Here is a 20,083-nt window from a genome sequence, read left to right as displayed (position 1 = left end):
GAACTTCCACTGCGCAAATTACGCCCGAACGGTACCACTGAGCAGCTTTACGTTTGACGTCAACATGCATCGGTCCGGATGACAATCGCCCCTGATGTGTTGCGGCCCTCCCGCCCGACAAAGAGGACGATACCCCCTTTTTTCCTCGGTGAGAGCCGAAACAGAGTTGTCATTCCTCGGTCAGTCGAGGGTCCGCCTCCAGATTCGTCAGCCCGTTCCAGCACAGGTTCACCACGTGGGCCGCAACCACTTCCTTGGGCGGCGTTCGCACGTCGAGCCACCACTGGGCCGTCATCGACACCATTCCGACCAACGCCTGCGCATACATCGGCGCGAATTCCGGATCCAGACCGCGTCGCGAGAAATCCCCCGCGAGCATGTGCCCGACGCGTCCCACGGCCTCGTTGAGGAGAGACGAGTACTTGCCGTCCTCGGCCGATGCCGGCGAATCACGGACCAGAATGCGGAATCCGTCGGTGCGCTCCTCGATGTACGTCAGTAGGGCAAGCGCGACTCGTTCGACCCGAATACGCGACCGGTTGAGTTCGAGTGAACTGGTGATCATGCCCAGCAGCGTCGACATCTCGCGATCCACGATGACTGCATAGAGGCCTTCCTTGCCCCCGAAGTGTTCGTAGACCACCGGTTTGGACACGTTCGCGCGTCCGGCGATCTCCTCCACCGACGCAGCCTCGTACCCACGCTCGGCGAACAGCGTGCGCCCCACCTCGATCAACTGCTCGCGTCTCTGTGTCCCCGTCATTCGGACACGAGGTGTGCGTTCCTGCTCGGAGGCTGCGCCTGTCATCGAAAACCGCTTCCGTCACCGACCGTGGGCAATCTGGACGTCGAATCGACGCCTACTACAGACTAACGATGCCCGATCCATCCGATTTATCCGTCGCAGGGGCCGCGCCGGAACGACGCAAGTGGTCTGTTATGCGTCGCGGTTCGACTCACCGCCACCTCTCATGCGAGGATCGGTGCGCTCAGTGGGAGCGCAGCGGCTAACGAAGGCGTCGTTCGATTCGTCGGCCACTGCTGCCACCGCTGGTCGATTATCCGCCGTGGTGTAATGGCAGCACCTCTGATTTTGGTTCAGATAGTTCAGGTTCGAGTCCTGGCGGCGGAGCGAGCAAGACCATTCGTGCATGCCCGTTTCGCGTCATCGCCCCGAGGAGCTCAATGCCTGTGCAGACCGCCGTGGTCGTTCTCGCTGCGGGTGCAGGTACCCGAATGCGGTCCAAGACTCCGAAAGTTCTGCATCCCCTGGCCGGCCGCACCATGCTCGCCCATGCGCTGCACGCCGCCGCCGATCTTGGCCCGGACCACCTGGTCACCGTCGTCGGCCACGATCGCGAACGGGTGAGCGCCGCAGTTCACGATCTGGCCGCCACGTTCGGCCGCACCATCCACACCGCAGTGCAGGACCGACAGCTCGGTACCGGGCACGCCGTCCAGTGCGGCCTTGCGGCGCTACCGGACGACTTCGAGGGCACCGTCCTCGTCACTGCCGCCGACGTCCCGCTGCTCGACGGCCATACCCTCAAAGCTCTGCTCGACGAGCACCTGAGCGCTCCCCGCCCGGCGGCGGCGACGGTACTGACCTTCCTCCCCGAGGATGCCAACGGCTACGGCCGCATCGTGCGTACGAACGACGGCGAGGTGGCCGAGATCGTCGAACATGCCGACGCCACCCCCGCTCAGGTCCTCATCGGTGAGGTCAACTCCGGCGTCTACGCATTCGACGCGGTCGCTCTGCGCACGGCATTGGGCAAGCTCAGCACCGCCAATGCGCAGCACGAGCTGTACCTGACCGACGTCGTCAAGATCAGCAAGGCCGACGGCAAGGCCGTCTACGGCACCCAGCTCGCCGATCCGGACCTGGTGGTGGGCGTCAACGATCGCGTTCAGCTGGCGCACGTCACGTCCGTGCTCAACCGCCACATCATCGAACGACACATGCGCGCGGGCGTGACCGTCGTCGATCCCGCGACCACCTGGATCGACATCGACGTCACCCTCGGCGCGGACGTACGCATCGAACCCGGCGTCCAACTACACGGCAAGACGCACATCGCCGACGACGCGGTCGTCGGTCCCGACTCGACACTGCGGGACGTCGAGATCGGCGAGCGCGCGTCGGTCGTCCGTACCCACGCCGAGCAGGCCGTCATCGGACCGGATGCGACAGTCGGGCCGTTCACCTACCTGCGTCCTGGAACTGTCCTCGGCACGGGCGGCAAACTCGGTGCCTACGTGGAGACGAAGAATGCGACGATCGGCAACCACACCAAGGTCCCGCACCTCACCTACGTCGGCGACGCCACGATCGGGGAGCACAGCAACATCGGCTGCTCCAACGTCTTCGCCAACTACGACGGCGTCAACAAGAGCCGCACGGAAATCGGATCCCACGTACGCACAGGATCCGACTCGACGTTCGTCGCCCCTGTGCACGTGGGCGACGGCGCTTACACCGGTGCAGGAACAGTGGTTCGGGACGATGTTCCTCCCGGCGCACTGGCCGTGTCCGGTGGCAAGCAACGCAATATCGAAGGCTGGGTCGTTCACAACAGGCCCGGAACCGAAGCTGCACAGGCAGCGGCGCGCGCAGATCGTGCTCGGCAAGAACTAAAGGACGGCGAAAAGCAGTGACCACCCCTAATTGGATCGACAACCAGAAGAACCTCATGTTGTTCTCTGGCCGAGCACATCCGGAGTTGGCCGAGCAGGTCGCCAAGGAACTCGGAATCGACGTCACCCCGCAGACGGCACGTGACTTCGCCAACGGCGAGATCTTCGTGCGCTTCGAGGAGTCGGTCCGCGGATCGGACGCGTTCGTTCTGCAGTCGCACCCGTTCCCGCTGAACACCTGGCTGATGGAACAGCTCATCATGATCGACGCACTCAAGCGTGGATCCGCCAAGCGCATCACCGCGATCCTCCCGTTCTACCCGTACGCACGCCAGGACAAGAAGCACCGCGGCCGCGAGCCGATCTCCGCTCGCCTCGTCGCCGATCTGCTCAAGACCGCCGGTGCCGACCGCATCATCACCGTCGATCTGCACACCGACCAGATCCAGGGCTTCTTCGACGGTCCCGTCGACCACATGCATGCACACAGCCAGCTCGCCGATCACATCCGCGGCAAGTACAGCCTCGAACACATCACCGTTGTCTCCCCCGACTCCGGCCGCGTGCGCGTGGCCGAAAAGTGGGCCGACTCGTTCGGCGGCGCACCGCTCGCCTTCATCCACAAGACGCGTGATCCCCTGGTGCCCAACCAGGTCAAGTCCAACCGCGTCGTCGGCGAGGTCGAAGGCCGCACCTGCATCCTCATCGACGACATGATCGACACCGGCGGCACCATCGCAGGCGCAGTCAAGGTACTCAAAGAAGCCGGAGCGGGTGACGTCGTCATCGCCGCCACCCACGGCGTGCTGTCCAACCCGGCTGCCGAGCGCCTCGCCAACTGCGGTGCCAAGGAAGTCGTCGTCACCAATACCCTGCCGATCAGCGACGAGAAGCGCTTCGACACGCTGACCGAACTCTCGATCGCACCGCTGCTCGCCCGCACCATCCGCGAGGTCTTCGAAAACGGCTCCGTCACCAGCCTTTTCAACGGCAGCGCGTAACAGTAGGTCTGTTTCGCTCGATCCGAAACCCGCTCCGCCCGCTCCCCACCTGCACTGCATGAACTACGTCACGCCCGTGGCCGGAATATGCAGCTCGCGAGACGGGGGCGTGCGGGGCGGGTTTTGTTGTCACCTAAGATGACTCGTCGTGATCGACGCACATTCTCTCAACGCCCCGGCCGGAACTACTACCGTCAGAATCGCTCGATGGACGCCGGGCGGGTGCGTCTGGTGCGGCAGCACCGACAGCGTCGAAACCTTCCGTAACGAGCCGCGGTGCGGCCTGTGCCGAGAGAAGGAAGCCGTCATCGACGAGGCGAAGCACTTCATCGGCATGTACGGCCTGCGGCCCCTGGGTGGCACGCTCGCGTCCGACGACGAGGAGGAGCGCGAGTACCGCGTCACCGCCCGCGATGCGCGTGAGGTGCTCAACCGCATTCGTCTCGAGAAGCTCCCCGACCCGGCCGCGGTCCGCAAAGCGTTGCGGCCCAGAGCCGCTGCTGCAGTGAACGCAGCGGCGTCTTCGTCGGCGACGACGTCGGGGTCTGCTCCGGCGAAGGCACCCACCAAGAAGTCGCAGGCCGGTGTCACCGGGATCGACGCGATCGAACTGCAGTCGCGGGTGGAGAAGTTGCTGACTCAACTCACCTCGGTGGACGAACAGATCAGCGCACTGGACGGCGCGCAGGGCCTACCGGCACGCGCACGTATGAAGGATCTCGAGAAGCAGCGGACGACCGTTCTGACGACGCTGGCCGCCCTCGAGAAGGCGCGTCGCCGCACCAACTGATGCACGTAGTCTGATCGAGTGCTGCGCAAGCTATCGATCTCACGGCAGGTACTCGACGCCGCGTACGCGGTCGTGTTCGTCCTGCTGCTGCTGGCGTCCACCGTGAACGGAGTTGCCGGCACCGCAGGTGTGGGCGTTCTGGTCGGGTTCGGCGTTGCACTGGCCATCCGACGCCGATCACCACGATGGTCCTTGGCGCTCGCCTGGGTGCTGGCCGTCGTGCAGATGGTCACCGGAGTGCTGCCGCTGTCTGCGGACACTGCGATCTTCGCAATTCTGTATTGCACGGCCGCGTACGGCGACAACGTGGTTCGACGCCTCGGGCTCGCGTCCGCCGTCGGCGGCGGAGTGATCGCAGCGCTGTATCTGGCGTATGTGGACGGCAATCCGTTCGGCCCGCCGACGGAAGAGGGCTTTCAGGAACCCCGGCTCCTACAGTTCGCTTTCCTCCTCGCGGGCCTGTGGGCGATACTCGGGTTGTCCTGGGCCTTGGGTCGCTTGGCTTACGCGCGGCGCACATCGATCGAATCCGCGCACGCCCGTGAGCTCGCTGAGGTTCATCAGGCCCGCGCCGAGCACGAGGTGGCAATCGAGCAGGAGCGCAACCGAATTGCCCGCGACATGCACGACATCGTGGCGCATTCGCTGGCCGTGGTGATCGCACAGGCCGACGGCGCGCGGTACGTACGCGCTGTCGATCCCGCCGCGGTGGACACCGCACTGACCACCATCTCCGATACCGCTCGCGCCGCGCTGTCCGATGTACGGGTGTTACTCGGCCAGCTGCGGCACAGCCAAGGCGACCTGCCGAACCCGACATCGGAGGACCTGGATCGACTGCTCGCCTCGATGCGGGCCACCGGTCTGCAGATCGACGCCACCATCGACACCACCGGCTCGTCGTTGGGGGCCGGAGCGCACCTGGCGCTGTACCGCATCGCACAGGAATCGTTGACCAATGCGCTGCGCCACGGCGACCCGGACGAGCCGGTGTCCGTCACCATCGAATCCGATTCTGCCGGCGTCGAACTGACGGTCCGCAACAGTGTCCGTCCCGGCCGTTCGGTCACCGAATCCTCCGGCCACGGTGTCGCCGGCATGAAGGAGCGTGCCGGCCTGTCGGGCGGTACGTGCATCGCGTCCGGTGACGACTCGTCGTGGACCGTCACTGCGTGGCTGCCTGCCGCGTCCGAAGCCAGCAAGGGAAAAGTGTCATGAGCGCACGCATCAGAGTGGCCCTGGTGGACGACCAGCAACTGTTCCGGGCGGGCATTCGTATGCTCATCTCCTCCCAGTCCGACCTCGAGTTCGTCGGGGAAGCGGGGAACGGCGTCGAGGCCGTTGCACTCGCTGCGTCCGCAACGCCGGACGTGATGCTCATGGACGTGCGGATGCCGGTGCTCGACGGTATCGCCGCCACCGAGCAGATCCTGGCCGCATCCGAGCACCCGCCACGGATTCTGGTCTTGACGACGTTCGACCTCGACGAGAGCGCTGCACGTGCAATCCGTTCCGGTGCAAGCGGATTCGTCCTCAAGGACGCCGACCCGGAGTTCCTGCTCGCGGCGATCCGCACGGTGCACGCGGGCAACTCGGTCATTGCCGCGTCGGCGACGACCGGCCTGCTCGCGCACTTCACCCCGACTCCCGCTGTACCGAAGGCACCGGCCGAATTCGCCACTCTCACGGCGCGGGAAAAGGAGCTGTTCAGGCTCACCGCACGAGGGTTGAGCAACTCCGAGATCGCCGAGCTGGAGTATCTCAGCGAAGCCACCGTGAAGACACACATCAGCCGCATCTTCGCCAAACTCCACCTGCGTGATCGGGTGCAGTTGGTGGTCTACGCCTTCGGGCACGGACTGACTGGAGACTGACACCGAAGTCATCCTGCAGATGTACGACGCGAAGACTCGCGCCTGATTACTTCGGTCCTGCGAATTCATAGCGTTGTTGCCATGACGATCACAGCAGGCCCTGTTGCACGGGCAATCCAAGTCAGCAAGCATTTCGGCGACTCGTCCAACCCGGTGAGCGCGCTCGACAACGTCTCTCTCGACATTCACGGCGGCAGGTTCACCGCCATCATGGGGCCATCGGGTTCCGGCAAGTCCACCCTCATGCATGTCATGGCAGGGTTGGACACCCCCAGTTCCGGGCAGCTGATGCTGGCCGGAGCCGACATCACGTCGGCGGGCGACGACGCTCTGACGACGTTGCGCCGCAAGCAGGTCGGCTTCATCTTCCAGTCGTTCAATCTCGTTCCGACGCTCGACGTCAGGGGCAACATTCTGCTGCCGTTCGAGCTGGACGGCCGCGCGCCCACCGCTGAGGAGTCGGCCTGGATCGAGCAACTCATCGATACCCTGGGGTTGCAGAGCCGCGTCGGGCACCGGCCCCATCAGCTCTCGGGTGGGCAGCAGCAACGCGTCGCGATCGCTCGCGCTCTGGGTACTAGGCCGCAGCTGATCTTTGCCGACGAGCCCACCGGAAACCTCGATTCCCGCACCGGGCGTGAGGTTCTCGGCCTCCTCGCTGCGGCGGTACATCAGTACGGTCAATCCATCGTGATGGTCACCCACGATCCAGTCGCGGCCAGTTACGCCGACCGCATCGTCTTCCTCGCCGACGGCCGGATCGTCGACGAACTGGGACGTTCGACGCCGGAACAGATCTCGAACTACATGCTGGGAATGGAAGGTGTTCTCCGATGAGCGTGTCCACATCTGCTCGGGCGTCTCGGGAACACGGTGCGAGCATTCTGGTGACGGCGCTCGCGTCGTTCTTCGGCGTCGTGCTGATCCAGGCCACTGCGTTTCTGGTCGACATCTTCGACGACGGCAGCGACAGCACCGGAATCGTGGCGTTGTACTGCGTGGCCCTGGTGTTCATCGGCCTTGCCCTGTATGTCGCGGCTGTCGTCACCTCCAACACGTTCGCGACGATCGTGGCCGGCCGCACCCGCACAATCGCGCTGCTCCGCCTACTGGGTGCCCGGGCTCGCGATCTGCGTCGATCGGTCGCCCGCGAAGGCTTCCTCGTCGGGTTGTTCGGTGGCGCAGTCGGTCTGGTGCTCGGTGTCGGTGTCAGTCACCTGGCCCGCGCCGTCGCGGTCTCGGCCCGTCAGTTGCCGGATGTGCAGTACACGTCCGTACAACCGCTGGTGGTCCTTCCCGTCGTCACCGTGGTTCTGACGACGACGCTGGCGTCGTACGTCGGATCACGGAAAGTTCTGGACGTCACTCCGATTCAGGCGACCGGCGGTGCCGTCGACACCGGGATCGAGACTCCACGGTCGAGGCGGGTACGGACGGTGTTGTCGATCGTGCTCATCGCGGGCGGTGTCGTGCTGCTCGGCCTCGGTGTGCTGATCGGGATGGTCAACCCCGGCGGAGTACTGGTCGCGTTCTTCGGCGGTGTGGCATCGTTCACCGGCATCATGGTGGGTGCGTACCGCATTCTGCCCGGCGTGCTCCGACTCGTCGGAAGGATGGCGGGCCGCGGGCCGGCCGCACGATTGGCGTCCGCCAACGCAATTCGCTATCCGGATCGCAGCACCCGCACTGCAGTGGGCCTGCTCATCGGGGTGACCTTGGTGGTCACCTTCGCAGTCGCGATGTACAGCTATCGATCGATGCTCGTCGACGAGTACGACGAGGAGACCATCGGTCAAGTGCTGACGGTAACCGTCGGAATCATGACCGGCCTCATCGGTTTCTCCGCCGTCATCGCCGCGGTCGGCATGGTGAACAACCTGCTGCTGAGCATCCTGCAACGCACCCGGGAAATCGGTCTGTTGCGCGCACTCGGATTTACCCGCAAGCAGATTCGTTCCATGATCGTCTCGGAGAGCACCCAGATGGTGGTCGCGTCGATGGGCTTCGGGCTGATCCTCGGAATCGGATACGGTTGGGCCGCAGCACAATCGCTGCTGGGTTCGCTGAGCGGCGGCGGCGTGTCTGCTCCGACACTCCCCTGGGCCGTCATCGCAGGCACGGTACTGTGCGGCGGGCTTCTCGCGCTCGGAGCATCGTTGGCACCGGCGCGCCGCGCGAACAAGATCTCGCCGGTACTTGCGTTGGCGGACACCTGACCTCGAGGCTTCGGGTTGGCTACCAGGGGCATGGTTGCGCACTACGGTCGCCGATCGACGGAATTCCGTCGATCGGCGACCGTAGCGTGCAACCGTGCCCGCTCCGCCGGGCAGTCCTGTTGATAACGTCGTCGAGTTATCCACAATTGCGAGATTGCCACTGTTGCGCGGGCCCGTCAGCCGCAACGGTGTAGCAATGGGGGTTTACACAGTGCAGCAATTGCTCGCACAAGGAATCAGCACGAGCACGATTTCGAGGCGGTCGCGGTCGGGTGAGCTGGTGCGACTGCTACCGAAGGTCTACGCGACGGAGAAGCCGGACTATTTCGGACTGTGCCTCGGGGCCACCCTGTGGAGACCGGACGCCGCACTGAGTCACGAAAGTGCGGCATGGTTATGGGGACTGATCCAATACGAACCGCATCCGGTCGACGTCACTGTCGGCCCGACCGGCCAGTCGAGGTCGGTGCCCTGGATCCGAGTTCATCGCCGAGTTCTCGGCGACACCACCACGCGACGCGGCATGCGAGTGGTGTCCCTGGAGCAAACGTTCGTCGATGTCGCGACCTGCTTGTCGACGCCCGATCTCGAGAAGTTCTTCGACAACGCCATCGACAATCACGTGCCGTGGCGTCGGGTCGCTGAACTGTGTGACACGGCAAAGGGCATGGACGGGATGGCTGCAGTGCGCAAGCAGCTCCGAACCTGTTGCCCGAGAACTCTGTCCGAGCCGGAACGGGTGGTGGCGCGGGCACTGAAAGCTCGCCACTTCACAATGGAGATCAATGCGCGCGTAGGTAGGTTCTACGGCGACCTGGTCGACTTTTCCGCACGAGTCATCGTCGAGATCGACGGACGAGAGTTCCACACCGATCCCGCGACGTTCAACAACGATCGTCGACGGCAGAACGAGTTGGTACTCGACGGATGGTTGGTGCTGCGATACTCGGCGGCCACAGCGCTTGCCGAACTCGATCGCGTCGTGGACGAAATCATCACGGTGGTGCGTCGTCGCCGGAAGTCGGTTGCAGCAACGGGACGTCGACTCCCGTGAATACGCGACGTCGACGGGCAGGGTTGCCCACTACCGACGCCGATCGACGGAATCCCGCCGATCGGCGAACATAGTGTGCAGTGGTGCCCGCAATGCCAGCGGTTCGTTCAGACCCTTCCGGCCAGGATCAGAGCGAAGCGCGAATCTGCGTCGGACCACAGATGGAGGACGTCGAAGCCCGCCATCTTCAATTCACCGGCAATGCCGTCCGGCCGGAACTTCGCGGAGATCTCGGTACGTAGATCTTCTCCGGACTCGAAGTGCACGTGCAGGTCGAGATCGTGCAAATACACCTCCTGCGCAGCGGTGGCCCGCAGGCGCATCTCGATCCACTCGTGCTCGGCGTTCCACAGTGCCACGTGCTCGAAGGCCTCGGGGTCGAAGTTCGCGCCGAGCCGAGAGTTCAGGACCGACAACACGTTTCGGTTGAACTCCGCTGTCACCCCGGCCGCGTCGTCGTACGCGGGAACGAGCACGTCCGGATCGATCACCAAGCCCACCCCGAGCAGCAGAAACTCGCCGGGGTCGAGTGCGTCCGCTACAGCCGCAAGGAATTCCTCGCGTTCCTGCGGGATGAGGTTCCCCAGAGTGCCGCCGAGGAAGGCGATGGTGCGGCCTGTTCCGGAGGGAAGATTGTGCAGGGTGTCGGTGAAATCGCTGACGATGCCGTGCAGTTCCAGCGTCGGGAACTCCTTCGAGATCTGCTCGATGGCACCCTCCAAGGCGGTACTGGACACATCCTGAGGCACATACGTTCTCAGCGAACCGTGTTCGATGCCGGCAGACAACAGCAGCTTGGTCTTCTCCGACGAACCCGAGCCCAGCTCGATCAACATCGACGATTCGGTGGCCCGGGCTATGTCGAGTGCATGCTCCTCGATCAGCGCGCGCTCGGTGCGGGTCGGGTAGTACTCCGGCAGCACCGTGATCTGCTCGAACAGCTCACTGCCGACGGCATCGTAGAAGTACTTGGGCGAGAGCCACTTCGGGTCGGCCGTCAAGCCCTCCCGCACGTCCTTGCGCAATTCGTCCAGCAGCGTCGTGTCGGTCAGATGTACGTCCACCGTGCTCATGACTCTCCTTCATTCTTCCAGGGTCGAAACGGTGACACCGGTCGCTGTCGCGACGACGATGCTGCGGTCGTCGATAGAGATCCATTCGGGATCGTCGTCGACGGGTTCGGAGGCGATCGTGACCGAATCCTCGGTCTGCAGTACCGACAGCGAATGATGCACCGCCGTGGCATACATGGACGTGCCGTCCGAGAGCAGAAAATTCAGGCGCGCCTTGGGCGACCTGGCCAGAACCTCTCGAACCAGCATGCGCAATGCCGACTCGGGATCGTGTGTGCGCAACAGGTTTCGCAGCACGATCCACAATCCGGCGGCGTCGGTAGGGGCCGGCAGCATCAACGCATCGGTCGGCGGAATCTCCGACCACAGCTCCGCCAACGATTCCGGCCAACCGAACACGACGCCGTTGTGGCTGAATGCCCAGCGCTCGTCGGTGAACGGGGCACAGGCACTGCGTTCGACCGGCATTCCCACGGTGGCCGATCGGACTGCCGCGATCACCGACGTCGACTGCAGTTGCGGCAGAGCATCGTCGACCGCAGGGTCGGTCCAGATGGGCATCGGATTGCGATAGCTGCGCACGGTGTCGTCGCCGTCCCACCAGGCAACGCCGAACCCGTCGGCGTTGATGGTGCCGCCGCCCCGCATGTCGGTGGGCGCGAACGATTGTGTGCGCAGGGAGTTATGGCCCCGGGTCAGCAGTGACCCGACCGAGGTGGTTGCTCCGAGGTACCCGAGATGACGGCACATTCAGTGCGACTCGACGTCGCGGGCCAACCGGAACCCACTGAAGATCTGCCGACGAATCGGGTGATCCCAATTTCGGAACGTCCCGCGGCAAGCCACTTCGTCGGTGCCGAAAGAGCCGCCGCGCAACACCTTGTAGTCGCCGCGCAGAAACACCTCCGAGTACTCGGCATACGGGAATGCCTCGAATCCCGGGTACGCCTCGAAACCCGAGGACGTCCACTCCCACACGTCACCGATGAGCTGATGGACCCCGGCCGAGGACACACCCTGCGGATACGCCCCCACATCGGCCGGTTCGAGATGTCGCTGATTCAGATTGGCATGTGCTGCAGTGGGTTCGGCGTCTCCCCAGGGATAGGCGCGGGAGGTGTTCGACGCCGCGTCGTACCGCGCGGCCTTCTCCCATTCCGCTTCCGTCGGTAGCCGCTTGCCTGCCCAGCGCGCGTAGGCGTCGGCCTCGAACCAGCACACGTGCACGACGGGCTGCTGCGGACGCACCGGCCTGCGTACCCCGAAGCTTCGACGCCACCAGGTGCCGTCGGAATCGGCCTCCCAGAACTGAGGGGCGGTGAGCTGCGCATCGACGCGGTGCGCCCACCCCTTCTCCGTCCACAACTCGGGGCGCTCGTAGCCACCGTCGGCGATGAAGTTCATGTACTGCGCGTTGGTGATCGGGGCCCGGTCGATGGCGAAGGTCGGCACGTGCACGGCGTGTGCAGGCCGCTCGTTGTCCAACGCCCACGGGTCGAGCGACGTCCCCATCGAGAACGGCCCACCGGCAATGATGGCTTCCCCCGCCACCGGCATCGTGGACGTCGGCGGTGCGGGAGAAGTGAGAACGGCTGGGCCGGAACGTAACTGGTGGGTTGCGAGCATGGTTTCGTCGTGCTGCTGCTCGTGCTGGGCGATCATTCCGAACGCGAACCCGTGCTTCTCGACCGGCCGACCCTCGAACGTGCTGTGCTCCAACACGTCCCAGGCCTTGTCTCGAACGGTATGCACGTAGGCGCGCGCTTCCTCGGGCGTCAGGAGCGGCAGGGACGTTCGCGACGAACGCGAGTGCTTGAACGCGTCGTACAACTCGTCGATGTCCGGCCGCACCGGATCGCGGCCGCCGACATCGCGCACGAGCCAGAGTTCTTCCTGACTGCCGATGTGTGCCAGATCCCAGATCAGCGGGCTCATCAACGGCGAATGCTGAGCCATCAGTTCGGTTTCGTCCACGCACTCGGTGAGCGAGGCGCTGCGGGACCGGCTCCGAGTCAGCACGGTCTCGATTCTGGTCCTGAGTTCTTCGGCGCTCACACCGATTCCTTTCGGCTCTGCGATGTCGGCGACACCGCATCGAATTCGTGGGGCGAAATACCGGCGCGACATCTCCGAGATGCCGCACGCAGCTGCTGGGAGAACTCTCCTCCCGCGGATGATGCGAGATCGAGCACTTCGCTTGCGGCCCTGCGCAACTCGCCATCGGCCAGACCTGCCCGGGCCGCATCGAGCCACCGACCGGCTGTGCCTGCGCCGAGTTCGGTGGCCTGGGAAACCAGATCGGGAGTGGACAGCAGCGCCTCGAACGCGGCGGCCGGTATCACCCATTGCCCGTCGGGTTGCGCGTCGAGGTAACGGATTTCGAGGTGCCCGCAGGCTCGGACATGCGGGAACAGCGTCGTCAGGTGGTAGTCGAGATCGGCGTAGGTTGCCGGGCGACCGACAACGCTCGGATCGTCGAGCCACTGCGCAAAAGTGATGCCGGACGGCGCTTCCCAGTTCTGGGTGGTTCCCCGAATACAGAGGAGCGGAACGTCGAGTGCCCACCGCGCGTAATCGGCGATCGGATCGCCCGTGTTCGGTACCGTGGTCCGACTGGAATCGAGTTCGAGCCAGGTGCGCATTCGCTGCGATGCCCACGCACCCGCCGGTGCCCCGGCGAGTTCGGGAGAGCGCGCGAACGCAGCGACGAAGGCCGGGCCGATGGCGTGCAGCATCTGCCATCGCGAAGTGACCTCGGCCCGATCACGTCCGGCGTCCACACTGACCTGGGTGGCGGCGGTGTTGCACATCATCAGCTTGCCGAAAGGCCCGATGGTGGTGAAACGGTTTTCCATCGCGCAGTAGCGCGGTAAGACCAGTAGTCGTTCGGGATCTCGCACGGCGTCGGCGGGAACTGCGCTGATGGAGATGCCGTCGCGACCGAGCATGTCGTGCAACAGTCGGGCATCGGCGTCGAGCAGCGGTTCGAGCTGGGAAACGGAAATATAAGGCGAACTGGACAATTCGACTTGGCCGCCCGGTTCGACGGTGACGATACTTCCGCCCGGCAACGTCAGGGCGGGTGACTCGGGAGCGATACTGCGCGGGGAGTGATCACCGAGCGCAGCGGCCAGAGCTGACAGGGAGGGCCGCGAACCGTCGTCGAGGGCGGTGAGCCATTCGAGTTCGGCACCGATGAGCGACGGTGGCCCCAGCTTGAAACACACCTTCGACACGTATGCCTCGATGGCTGGGCGCGTGCTCAGCTCGAGGGACTTCTCGTTGGAGGACACATTTCCTTCTTTCCCACTCACCGCGATCCGACTACGCAATGTACCCAGCTGCCAGGATCGAAAACGCCGAGATCCCGCGTCGTATCGAGGCTACCGATTGTGGAACCCTGATGCCCGAGAGTTCGCTACCGGAAGGACTATCGATGCTCGATCACGACCGCATTCGCCGCGACACCCCTGGTGCGTCGGGCCGGGTATTTCTCGACAGCGCCGGCTCCTCGCTGCCGCCCACCGTCGTCGTCGACACCGCGATCGCCCATCTGCGCCGCGAGGCGGAGATCGGCGGGTACCGGGCCGCGAGCGAACGCCTCGACGATCTCGCGGCGGTCAAGACGTCGATCGGAACCCTGATCGGGGCACCGGCGTCGACCATCGCTCTGAGCGATTCCGCCACTCGTGCCTGGACCGACTTCTTCTACTCGGTGCCGTTGTCGGCCGGGGATCGAATCCTGCTGTGCGAGGCCGAGTACGCCAGCAACGCCATTTCCGCGCTGCACCGCGCCGAGGTCTCCGGGGCCACCGTCGAGGTGATTCCGAGCGACGCGTCGGGGTGCATCGACGTGGACGCCCTCGAACAGATGCTCGACGACCGAGTCCGGGTGGTGTCGGTCGTGCACGCGCCCACCAACGGAGGCTTGATCAACCCGGCCCGCGCGGTGGCCGATCTCGCCCATCGACACGGTGCCCTCGTTCTGCTCGACGCGTGTCAGTCCATCGGCCAGCTGCGGGTTGACGTGGACGAACTCGGCGTCGATGCGCTGTCGGCCACCGGTCGCAAGTGGCTACGCGGGCCCCGAGGTACCGGGTTCCTGTACCTGCGTCCGGAATTGGCCGCGAGCTTGCATCCACCGGCTCTCGATCTGCACAGCGCGCAGTGGGAGGACTCGTCCACCTACCGGATGGCCGATGACGCAACACGTTTCGAGTTCTGGGAATGCGACGTCGCAGCCCGCCTCGCCCTCGGCGCGGCCGTCGACTATCTACTCGAACTGGGCATCGACGACGTCGCGGATGCCATCTCCGAGCGCGCCGAGTACCTACGTGCCGGAATGCGACGCATTCCCGGGGTCACCGTCCACGATCTCGGTGACCGCAAGAGCGGCATCGTCTCGTTCACCGTGGACGGTGAGGAGCCGGTGGCCGTCCGCGACCGGCTTGCCGACCGAAACGTGACGGTCACGGTGAGCCATCGCGGTTCCACTCGACTGGACATGACGGGCCGGGGACTCGACGCCGTCGTCCGTGCATCTCCGCACTACTTCGTCACCTTCGCCGAACTGGACACGATGCTCGCTGCCCTCGCCGGTGTGTGAGCGGGCTCTACGGTCCGGATGTGCGCTGAGGTAGGCGGCGACCCCGATCCCCGAGACTGCGAGGCCCGCGAAACCGAACCATGTGACCGCGTCGCCGAACATCACGAAAGCCCAGAGCATCGTCGTCGGCGGTGTCAGGTAGAGCAGCACGCTGGCACGAGTCGGACCACTGCGGCGCACGACGAACAGGTACGCGCCGTAAGCGCCGAAGGTCGACAGCACCACCGTCCACGCCACCGCAGCCCAGAAACCCGTCGTCATCGGCGGTACCGCGTCGCCGGCAAGTGCACTCCACGTCATGAAACCGACTGCGCTGATACCACATTGGATCGCCATGGCCAGCGCGATGGGTTCTTTCGGATCCAGTAGCCGTTGCCCGATCGTCCCGGCCGACAGCGCCAGCATGCCCGCGGCCGGCAGCAGGTAGACCGGCCAGGCGAGATCGGCACCGGACAGGTCACCGACGACGACGAGCGTCACTCCGGCGATACCGACGACGAGGCCGAGAATTCCTCTCGATCCGACGCGTTCGCCGAATATCCTGCTCGAGGCCAGCGCGACCACCAGCGGCTGCAATGCAGCGATCAGGGCGGTGACGCCCGGAGGGACGCCCATGCCGATGCCGGTGATGGTGGCACCGAGGTAGAGGAACTGGCAGAAGAGGCCGAGGACTGCGTGGATACGCAGCGCGTGCCACGTCGGGGTGAGTCGCCGCCATCGGCACCACGCGACGAGGAGCACGACTGCCACCAGGTACCTCCAGGCCAGCAGCGTGTGGGCCGGAGCTTCGGCGGTGCCGAATTCTGCTCCGATGAAGCCCGAACTCCACAGAATCACCAGAGCTGTACCGGCGAGAACGTCGATGCGTGAGGTCATGAGAGCGATGTAAACATACAGGTCTGTATACTCGCAGTGAACCCCACTCCGACCAGCGCTTTCGAAAGGTCGTCATGCACGACAAGCCACTGACCCCGGCAGCGGAACGAATCCTCGCCGTCGCGAGCGAGCTTTTCTACGACCGCGGAATCCGCGCCGTCGGCGTCGACCTGATCGCCGAGGAAGCCGGCACCACCAAGAAGACCCTGTACGACCGTTTCGGCTCCAAGGACGGCCTGGTGCAGCGTTACCTGAAGCGGCGATACGACCTCTGGTGTGCGCACGTGACGCAGTACGTCGACTCCCTCGACCAGGGTGAGCAGCGTGTACTCGGGGTCTACGACGCACTCGACCTGTGGATGCGCGACAACCATCGCGGCTGCGGATTCGTCAACGCATTCGCCGAGTTCGGCGGCACCGACAGCCCGGTGTTGGCCATCATCGAGTCGGAGAAGGCGTGGACGCGATCGCTGTTCGCACGCCTGGCCGCCGATGCCGGATACCCCGATTCAGAAGAACTCGGGACTCGATTGTCACTGTTGCACGAAGGTGCGGTGGTCATGGGAACCGCAGGCGGTCGGGACGACGCCATCGCCGTCGCCCGGTCGGTGGCCGCCGAGTTGCTCACTGCGCTCGCACGTGAGCGGAAGTTCGTAGCAGGGGTCGAACTTCCGCGCACGTGACCTGGTCGTGTATTGTCTTCCAGGTTGTCTCGGCGAGGGTAGATCCGGCTCATCAGGATCCACCGTTATCGACGCGGCTCGGCCCCGTTGGCCGCGCTCGTTCGTGTCCGCCCCGACGAGTTTGACAGTCCGACGAAGTACGCCGCACGAACCACAGATCACAGTTATCAGGAGCATGTAGCACCATGGCATCGAAGGTAAACAACCTCACCGCACAGGTCCGCACCGAATTCGGCAAGGGTGCCGCACGCCGCGCTCGTCGCGACGGCCTCGTTCCCGCCGTTCTGTACGGACACGCAACCGACCCCCAGCACCTGGCACTCGACGCCCGCGCATTCGCTGCCGTGCTGCGTAACGACGGCACCAACGCTGTGCTCACCCTCGACATCGCCGGCAAGTCGCAGCTGGCACTGACCAAGTCGATCGTCGTGCACCCGATCCGTCGCAGCATCGAGCACGCCGACCTCCTCGTCCTGAACAAGGGCGAGCGCGTCACCGTCGAGGTCAACATCATCGTCGAGGGCGACGCCGCACCGGGCACCCTCGTCACCACCGACTCGACCGCCGTCGAGATCGAAGCCGACGCGCTCGAGATCCCGGAGAACTTCGTCGTCTCCGTCGAGGGTGCCGAGATCGGCACGCAGATCACCGCGGCAGACCTGGATCTGCCGTCCGATGTCACCCTCATCTCCGACGGCGAGACCCTCCTGGTCAACGTCGTCGAGGCACCGTCCGAGGAAGACCTCGAGGCCGACGGCGAAGGCACCGAGCCGATCTCCGAGACCGGCGAGGCCGAGACTCAGGAAGAAGCAGCTTCCGAGGACGAAGACAGCTCCGACGAGAGCTGATTCTCTCCCCTGCATCTCGAGCGGCGCGCTGTTCTCCTTCGGGAGACGGCGCGCCGTTCGTTTCGAACCATCGATGGAAGAATGACGCCCGTGAGCACCGAAAACGGCCCCGCCCTGATAGTCGGGCTCGGCAACCCCGGTCCGCAGTACGACAAGACTCGGCACAACGTGGGCTTCATGGTCGCCGACGCACTCGCCGGGCGCGTCGGCTCGTCGTTCTCCTCGCACAAGAAGTCCAATTCCGACATCGTGCAGGCCCGGCTCGACGGCCGTTCGGTCGTCGTCGCGAAGCCGCGAACGTTCATGAACCTCTCGGGCCAGCCGGTGGCGGCACTGGCTCGGTTCTTCTCCGTCGACCCCGCGAACATCGTGGTGGTGCACGACGAACTGGACATCGACTTCGGCGCACTGCGACTCAAGCTCGGCGGCGGTGAGGGCGGGCACAACGGTCTGCGCTCGATTTCTCAGCACCTCGGCACCAAGGACTACCTGCGGGTCCGCGTGGGCGTCGGACGGCCGCCGGGACGGATGGACCCGGCGTCGTTCGTGCTCAAGCCCTTCTCGACGCCCGAACGCAAGGACCTCGGCGTCGTGATCGAAGAAGCCGCCGACGCCGCCGAGCTACTGCTGAAGGTCGGTCTCGAGGCCGCCCAGAATCGGGTGCACCCGCGCTGATCAGTTCAGCAGCGACACCGAATTGGCCCGTCGCAGTTTGCCGCTCGACGTCTTCGGGATGCTGCCCGGCCCCAGGACTGCCACCGTGCGCGGGCGCACTCCTACCTCCGAATGCACCGCGTGGATCACTTCACGCTCGATGCGCTTGACCTCGTCGGGGTTGTCGATATCGTTCGTTTCGACTGCAACAGCGAAGCTTTCGCGTTTGTCGCCGGCGTCGAGGCGGATCGCGACGGCGTTACCGGGCCGAACTCCCGCGACGGTGCCCGCGGCTCGCTCGATGTCGGTGGGATAGATGTTGCGGCCGCCCATGATGATGACGTCCTTGACCCGGCCGCAGACGACCACCAGTTCGTCCTCGGTGATGTAGCCGACGTCGCCGGTATCGAGCCAGCCGTCGGCGTCCTGTGTCGGCACGGGGCCGTCGACGGTGATGTATCCGGGCGTGACGGCCTTGCCGCGGACCTCGATGATGCCGACACCGCGCGCGGTGAGCACCTGCCCTTCCTTGTCCACGACGCGGCCCTCGAGACCGGGAACGAACTTTCCGAGAGTCGCCAGGGATCGGGTGTTGCCGCGGGTGGACGGGACTGCGCGGCCGAGCGTTTCGAGTAGATCCGCGTCGACGACGTCGATCACCTGCCCTTGGCCGGGGTCCGGAATCGACACGGCGAGAGTCGTTTCCGCCATTCCGTACACGGGCGCGAGGGCCGCCGGATCGAGTTTGTACGGCGCACCCGCTTCTGCCAATGCGATCATCGTGTCGGGGTCGACGGGTTCGGCACCGTTCCACGCGTAACGCAGCGTGGACAGATCCAGATCCAGATCGTCCTCCGCCTGACGCAGCCGACGCGCCAACAGCGAATACGCGAAATTGGGTGCAGCAGTGACTGTTCCGCGATACTTGTCGATGAGCTTGGCCCACAACAGTGGCGAGCGCAGGAAGTCCAACGGCGTGATGCTCACGACCTCGGCACCCACCTGCATCGGCACCGACAGGAAGCCCACCATGCCCATGTCGTGGAAGAGCGGCAACCAACTGACCATGACGTCGGAATTGACGTCGAACTCGATGCGATCGATCATCGCGTACGCATTGACGTAGAAGTTCTCGTGCGTGATACGCACGGCCTTGGGCGACCCGGTGGAGCCGGACGTGAGCTGCTGCAGCGCGATGTCGGTCTCGGCCGTCGGCACCGGATCGATGTCGCGACCGGACTTCATGTCGTCGATCTTCAGCACAGTGATGCCGCGCTCGACGAGCACCGGTGCGGCGATGTCGAACGGAGCTCCCAGAATCACCGCCTTCGCGTCGATCATCCGGACGACGGTTTCGGTGTCCTCGCCCCAGACGGCCAGATCGGTCCGCGGGGTGGGCTGATGCAACATCGTCACCGACGCTCCGCGCATCCACGTGGCCTGGCACGCAGGTGCGATGTCGACGGGCTGGCCGGCGAGAATGCCGATCGCGTCGCCGTGTTCGACCCCCGCGTCGGCCAACGCGCCCGCCATCCGCCGCGCCTGCTCGTGGATCTCACCCCACGACTGGCGCAACGCCGCCTCGGGCTCGCCGGTGACCAAACCACGTTTGCTGCTGCTCGCGGTCTCGAACATCTCGTCGGTGAACTTGCTCAACGCGTCATCTCCTCGTTCGACGGTCCTTCCGCGTCCCTCACCCTAAGCAATCCCGCGATGACCGGTGACCGTTACCGGCCGCGTATCCTTGACCTTTGCCGTTGCCGTGACTACG

18 protein-coding genes, 1 tRNA gene and 1 pseudogene are annotated in these 20,083 nt (G+C 64.9%); 13 read left to right on the top strand and 7 right to left on the bottom strand.

The window, feature by feature from the left end:
- Positions 1 to 169 precede the first annotated feature (169 nt).
- Positions 170 to 808, bottom strand: coding sequence for a TetR/AcrR family transcriptional regulator (locus K414_RS0111590; RefSeq protein ID WP_032364106.1), 639 nt, complete (start codon positions 806 to 808; stop codon positions 170 to 172).
- A 253-nt stretch (positions 809 to 1,061) separates the two neighbouring features.
- Between K414_RS0111590 and K414_RS0111585 the strand changes: the two genes are divergently transcribed.
- From K414_RS0111585 to K414_RS0111545, 9 genes are all read left to right on the top strand, one after another.
- Positions 1,062 to 1,132, top strand: a tRNA-Gln gene (locus K414_RS0111585).
- A 53-nt stretch (positions 1,133 to 1,185) separates the two neighbouring features.
- On the top strand, positions 1,186 to 2,658 hold the full coding sequence (glmU, locus tag K414_RS0111580) for a bifunctional UDP-N-acetylglucosamine diphosphorylase/glucosamine-1-phosphate N-acetyltransferase GlmU (protein WP_027496101.1): 1,473 nt from the start codon (positions 1,186 to 1,188) through the stop codon (positions 2,656 to 2,658).
- Positions 2,655 to 3,638, top strand: a complete 984-nt coding sequence (locus K414_RS0111575) for a ribose-phosphate diphosphokinase (protein WP_027496100.1) — start codon at positions 2,655 to 2,657, stop codon at positions 3,636 to 3,638. The genes glmU and K414_RS0111575 overlap by 4 nt, the downstream gene beginning before the upstream one ends.
- Before the next feature lie 148 nt (positions 3,639 to 3,786).
- On the top strand, positions 3,787 to 4,428 hold the full coding sequence (locus K414_RS0111570; RefSeq protein ID WP_027496099.1) for a hypothetical protein: 642 nt from the start codon (positions 3,787 to 3,789) through the stop codon (positions 4,426 to 4,428).
- An 18-nt stretch (positions 4,429 to 4,446) separates the two neighbouring features.
- The gene (locus K414_RS0111565) at positions 4,447 to 5,646 is read left to right on the top strand and encodes a sensor histidine kinase (protein WP_027496098.1); all 1,200 of its coding nucleotides are present in this window, start codon (positions 4,447 to 4,449) and stop codon (positions 5,644 to 5,646) included.
- Positions 5,643 to 6,302 carry a response regulator transcription factor gene (locus tag K414_RS0111560; RefSeq protein ID WP_027496097.1) on the top strand — a complete coding sequence of 220 codons (660 nt, stop codon included), beginning with the start codon at positions 5,643 to 5,645 and terminating at the stop codon, positions 6,300 to 6,302. The genes K414_RS0111565 and K414_RS0111560 overlap by 4 nt, the downstream gene beginning before the upstream one ends.
- Positions 6,303 to 6,383: 81 nt before the next feature.
- Complete coding sequence (locus tag K414_RS0111555) at positions 6,384 to 7,139, top strand: ABC transporter ATP-binding protein (RefSeq protein WP_027496096.1); 756 nt, start codon at positions 6,384 to 6,386, stop codon at positions 7,137 to 7,139.
- Positions 7,136 to 8,518 carry an ABC transporter permease gene (locus K414_RS0111550; RefSeq protein ID WP_027496095.1) on the top strand — a complete coding sequence of 461 codons (1,383 nt, stop codon included), beginning with the start codon at positions 7,136 to 7,138 and terminating at the stop codon, positions 8,516 to 8,518. The genes K414_RS0111555 and K414_RS0111550 overlap by 4 nt, the downstream gene beginning before the upstream one ends.
- A gap of 196 nt (positions 8,519 to 8,714) precedes the next feature.
- Positions 8,715 to 9,572 (top strand): DUF559 domain-containing protein, encoded by an 858-nt coding sequence (locus K414_RS0111545; RefSeq protein ID WP_027496094.1) that lies wholly within the window; start codon positions 8,715 to 8,717, stop codon positions 9,570 to 9,572.
- A gap of 107 nt (positions 9,573 to 9,679) precedes the next feature.
- Here the strand turns inward: K414_RS0111545 and egtD are convergent, their stop codons facing one another.
- Genes egtD through egtA form a run of 4 tightly spaced genes read right to left on the bottom strand, consistent with a single transcriptional unit; the run spans position 9,680 to position 13,938 of the window.
- Complete coding sequence (gene egtD, locus K414_RS0111540) at positions 9,680 to 10,645, bottom strand: L-histidine N(alpha)-methyltransferase (protein WP_027496093.1); 966 nt, start codon at positions 10,643 to 10,645, stop codon at positions 9,680 to 9,682.
- 9 nt (positions 10,646 to 10,654) lie between these two features.
- On the bottom strand, positions 10,655 to 11,395 hold the full coding sequence (gene egtC, locus K414_RS0111535) for an ergothioneine biosynthesis protein EgtC (RefSeq protein ID WP_027496092.1): 741 nt from the start codon (positions 11,393 to 11,395) through the stop codon (positions 10,655 to 10,657).
- A complete protein-coding gene (gene egtB / locus K414_RS0111530) occupies positions 11,396 to 12,700 on the bottom strand; it encodes an ergothioneine biosynthesis protein EgtB (RefSeq protein ID WP_027496091.1) in 1,305 nt (434 codons plus the stop codon).
- A complete protein-coding gene (egtA, locus tag K414_RS0111525) occupies positions 12,697 to 13,938 on the bottom strand; it encodes an ergothioneine biosynthesis glutamate--cysteine ligase EgtA (protein WP_027496090.1) in 1,242 nt (413 codons plus the stop codon). The genes egtB and egtA overlap by 4 nt, the downstream gene beginning before the upstream one ends.
- 143 nt (positions 13,939 to 14,081) lie before the next feature.
- Between egtA and K414_RS0111520 the strand changes: the two genes are divergently transcribed.
- On the top strand, positions 14,082 to 15,251 hold the full coding sequence (locus tag K414_RS0111520; protein WP_027496089.1) for an aminotransferase class V-fold PLP-dependent enzyme: 1,170 nt from the start codon (positions 14,082 to 14,084) through the stop codon (positions 15,249 to 15,251).
- A 45-nt stretch (positions 15,252 to 15,296) separates the two neighbouring features.
- Here K414_RS0111520 and K414_RS28545 read toward each other — a convergent pair.
- Positions 15,297 to 16,127, bottom strand: a pseudogene (locus K414_RS28545) (DMT family transporter); the annotation flags it as partial.
- Positions 16,128 to 16,201: 74 nt separating this feature from the next.
- On the opposite strand from K414_RS28545, the gene K414_RS0111510 reads away from it, so the two are divergent.
- From K414_RS0111510 to pth, 3 genes are all read left to right on the top strand, one after another.
- Positions 16,202 to 16,810 carry a TetR/AcrR family transcriptional regulator gene (locus K414_RS0111510; protein WP_027496087.1) on the top strand — a complete coding sequence of 203 codons (609 nt, stop codon included), beginning with the start codon at positions 16,202 to 16,204 and terminating at the stop codon, positions 16,808 to 16,810.
- 185 nt (positions 16,811 to 16,995) lie between these two features.
- Positions 16,996 to 17,658, top strand: a complete 663-nt coding sequence (locus tag K414_RS0111505) for a 50S ribosomal protein L25/general stress protein Ctc (RefSeq protein ID WP_027496086.1) — start codon at positions 16,996 to 16,998, stop codon at positions 17,656 to 17,658.
- Between the two features lie 81 nt (positions 17,659 to 17,739).
- The gene (pth, locus tag K414_RS0111500) at positions 17,740 to 18,333 is read left to right on the top strand and encodes an aminoacyl-tRNA hydrolase (RefSeq protein WP_027496085.1); all 594 of its coding nucleotides are present in this window, start codon (positions 17,740 to 17,742) and stop codon (positions 18,331 to 18,333) included.
- Here pth and K414_RS0111495 read toward each other — a convergent pair whose 3' ends face one another.
- Complete coding sequence (locus tag K414_RS0111495) at positions 18,334 to 19,968, bottom strand: fatty acyl-AMP ligase (protein ID WP_027496084.1); 1,635 nt, start codon at positions 19,966 to 19,968, stop codon at positions 18,334 to 18,336.
- Between the last annotated feature and the right edge of the window lie 115 nt (positions 19,969 to 20,083).

The sequence above is a fragment of the Rhodococcus sp. JG-3 genome, assembly GCF_000482405.1.
In the GTDB taxonomy this organism is placed as follows: Bacteria; Actinomycetota; Actinomycetes; order Mycobacteriales; family Mycobacteriaceae; genus Rhodococcoides; species Rhodococcoides fascians.
This window is presented reverse-complemented; position numbering and strand designations above follow the sequence as displayed.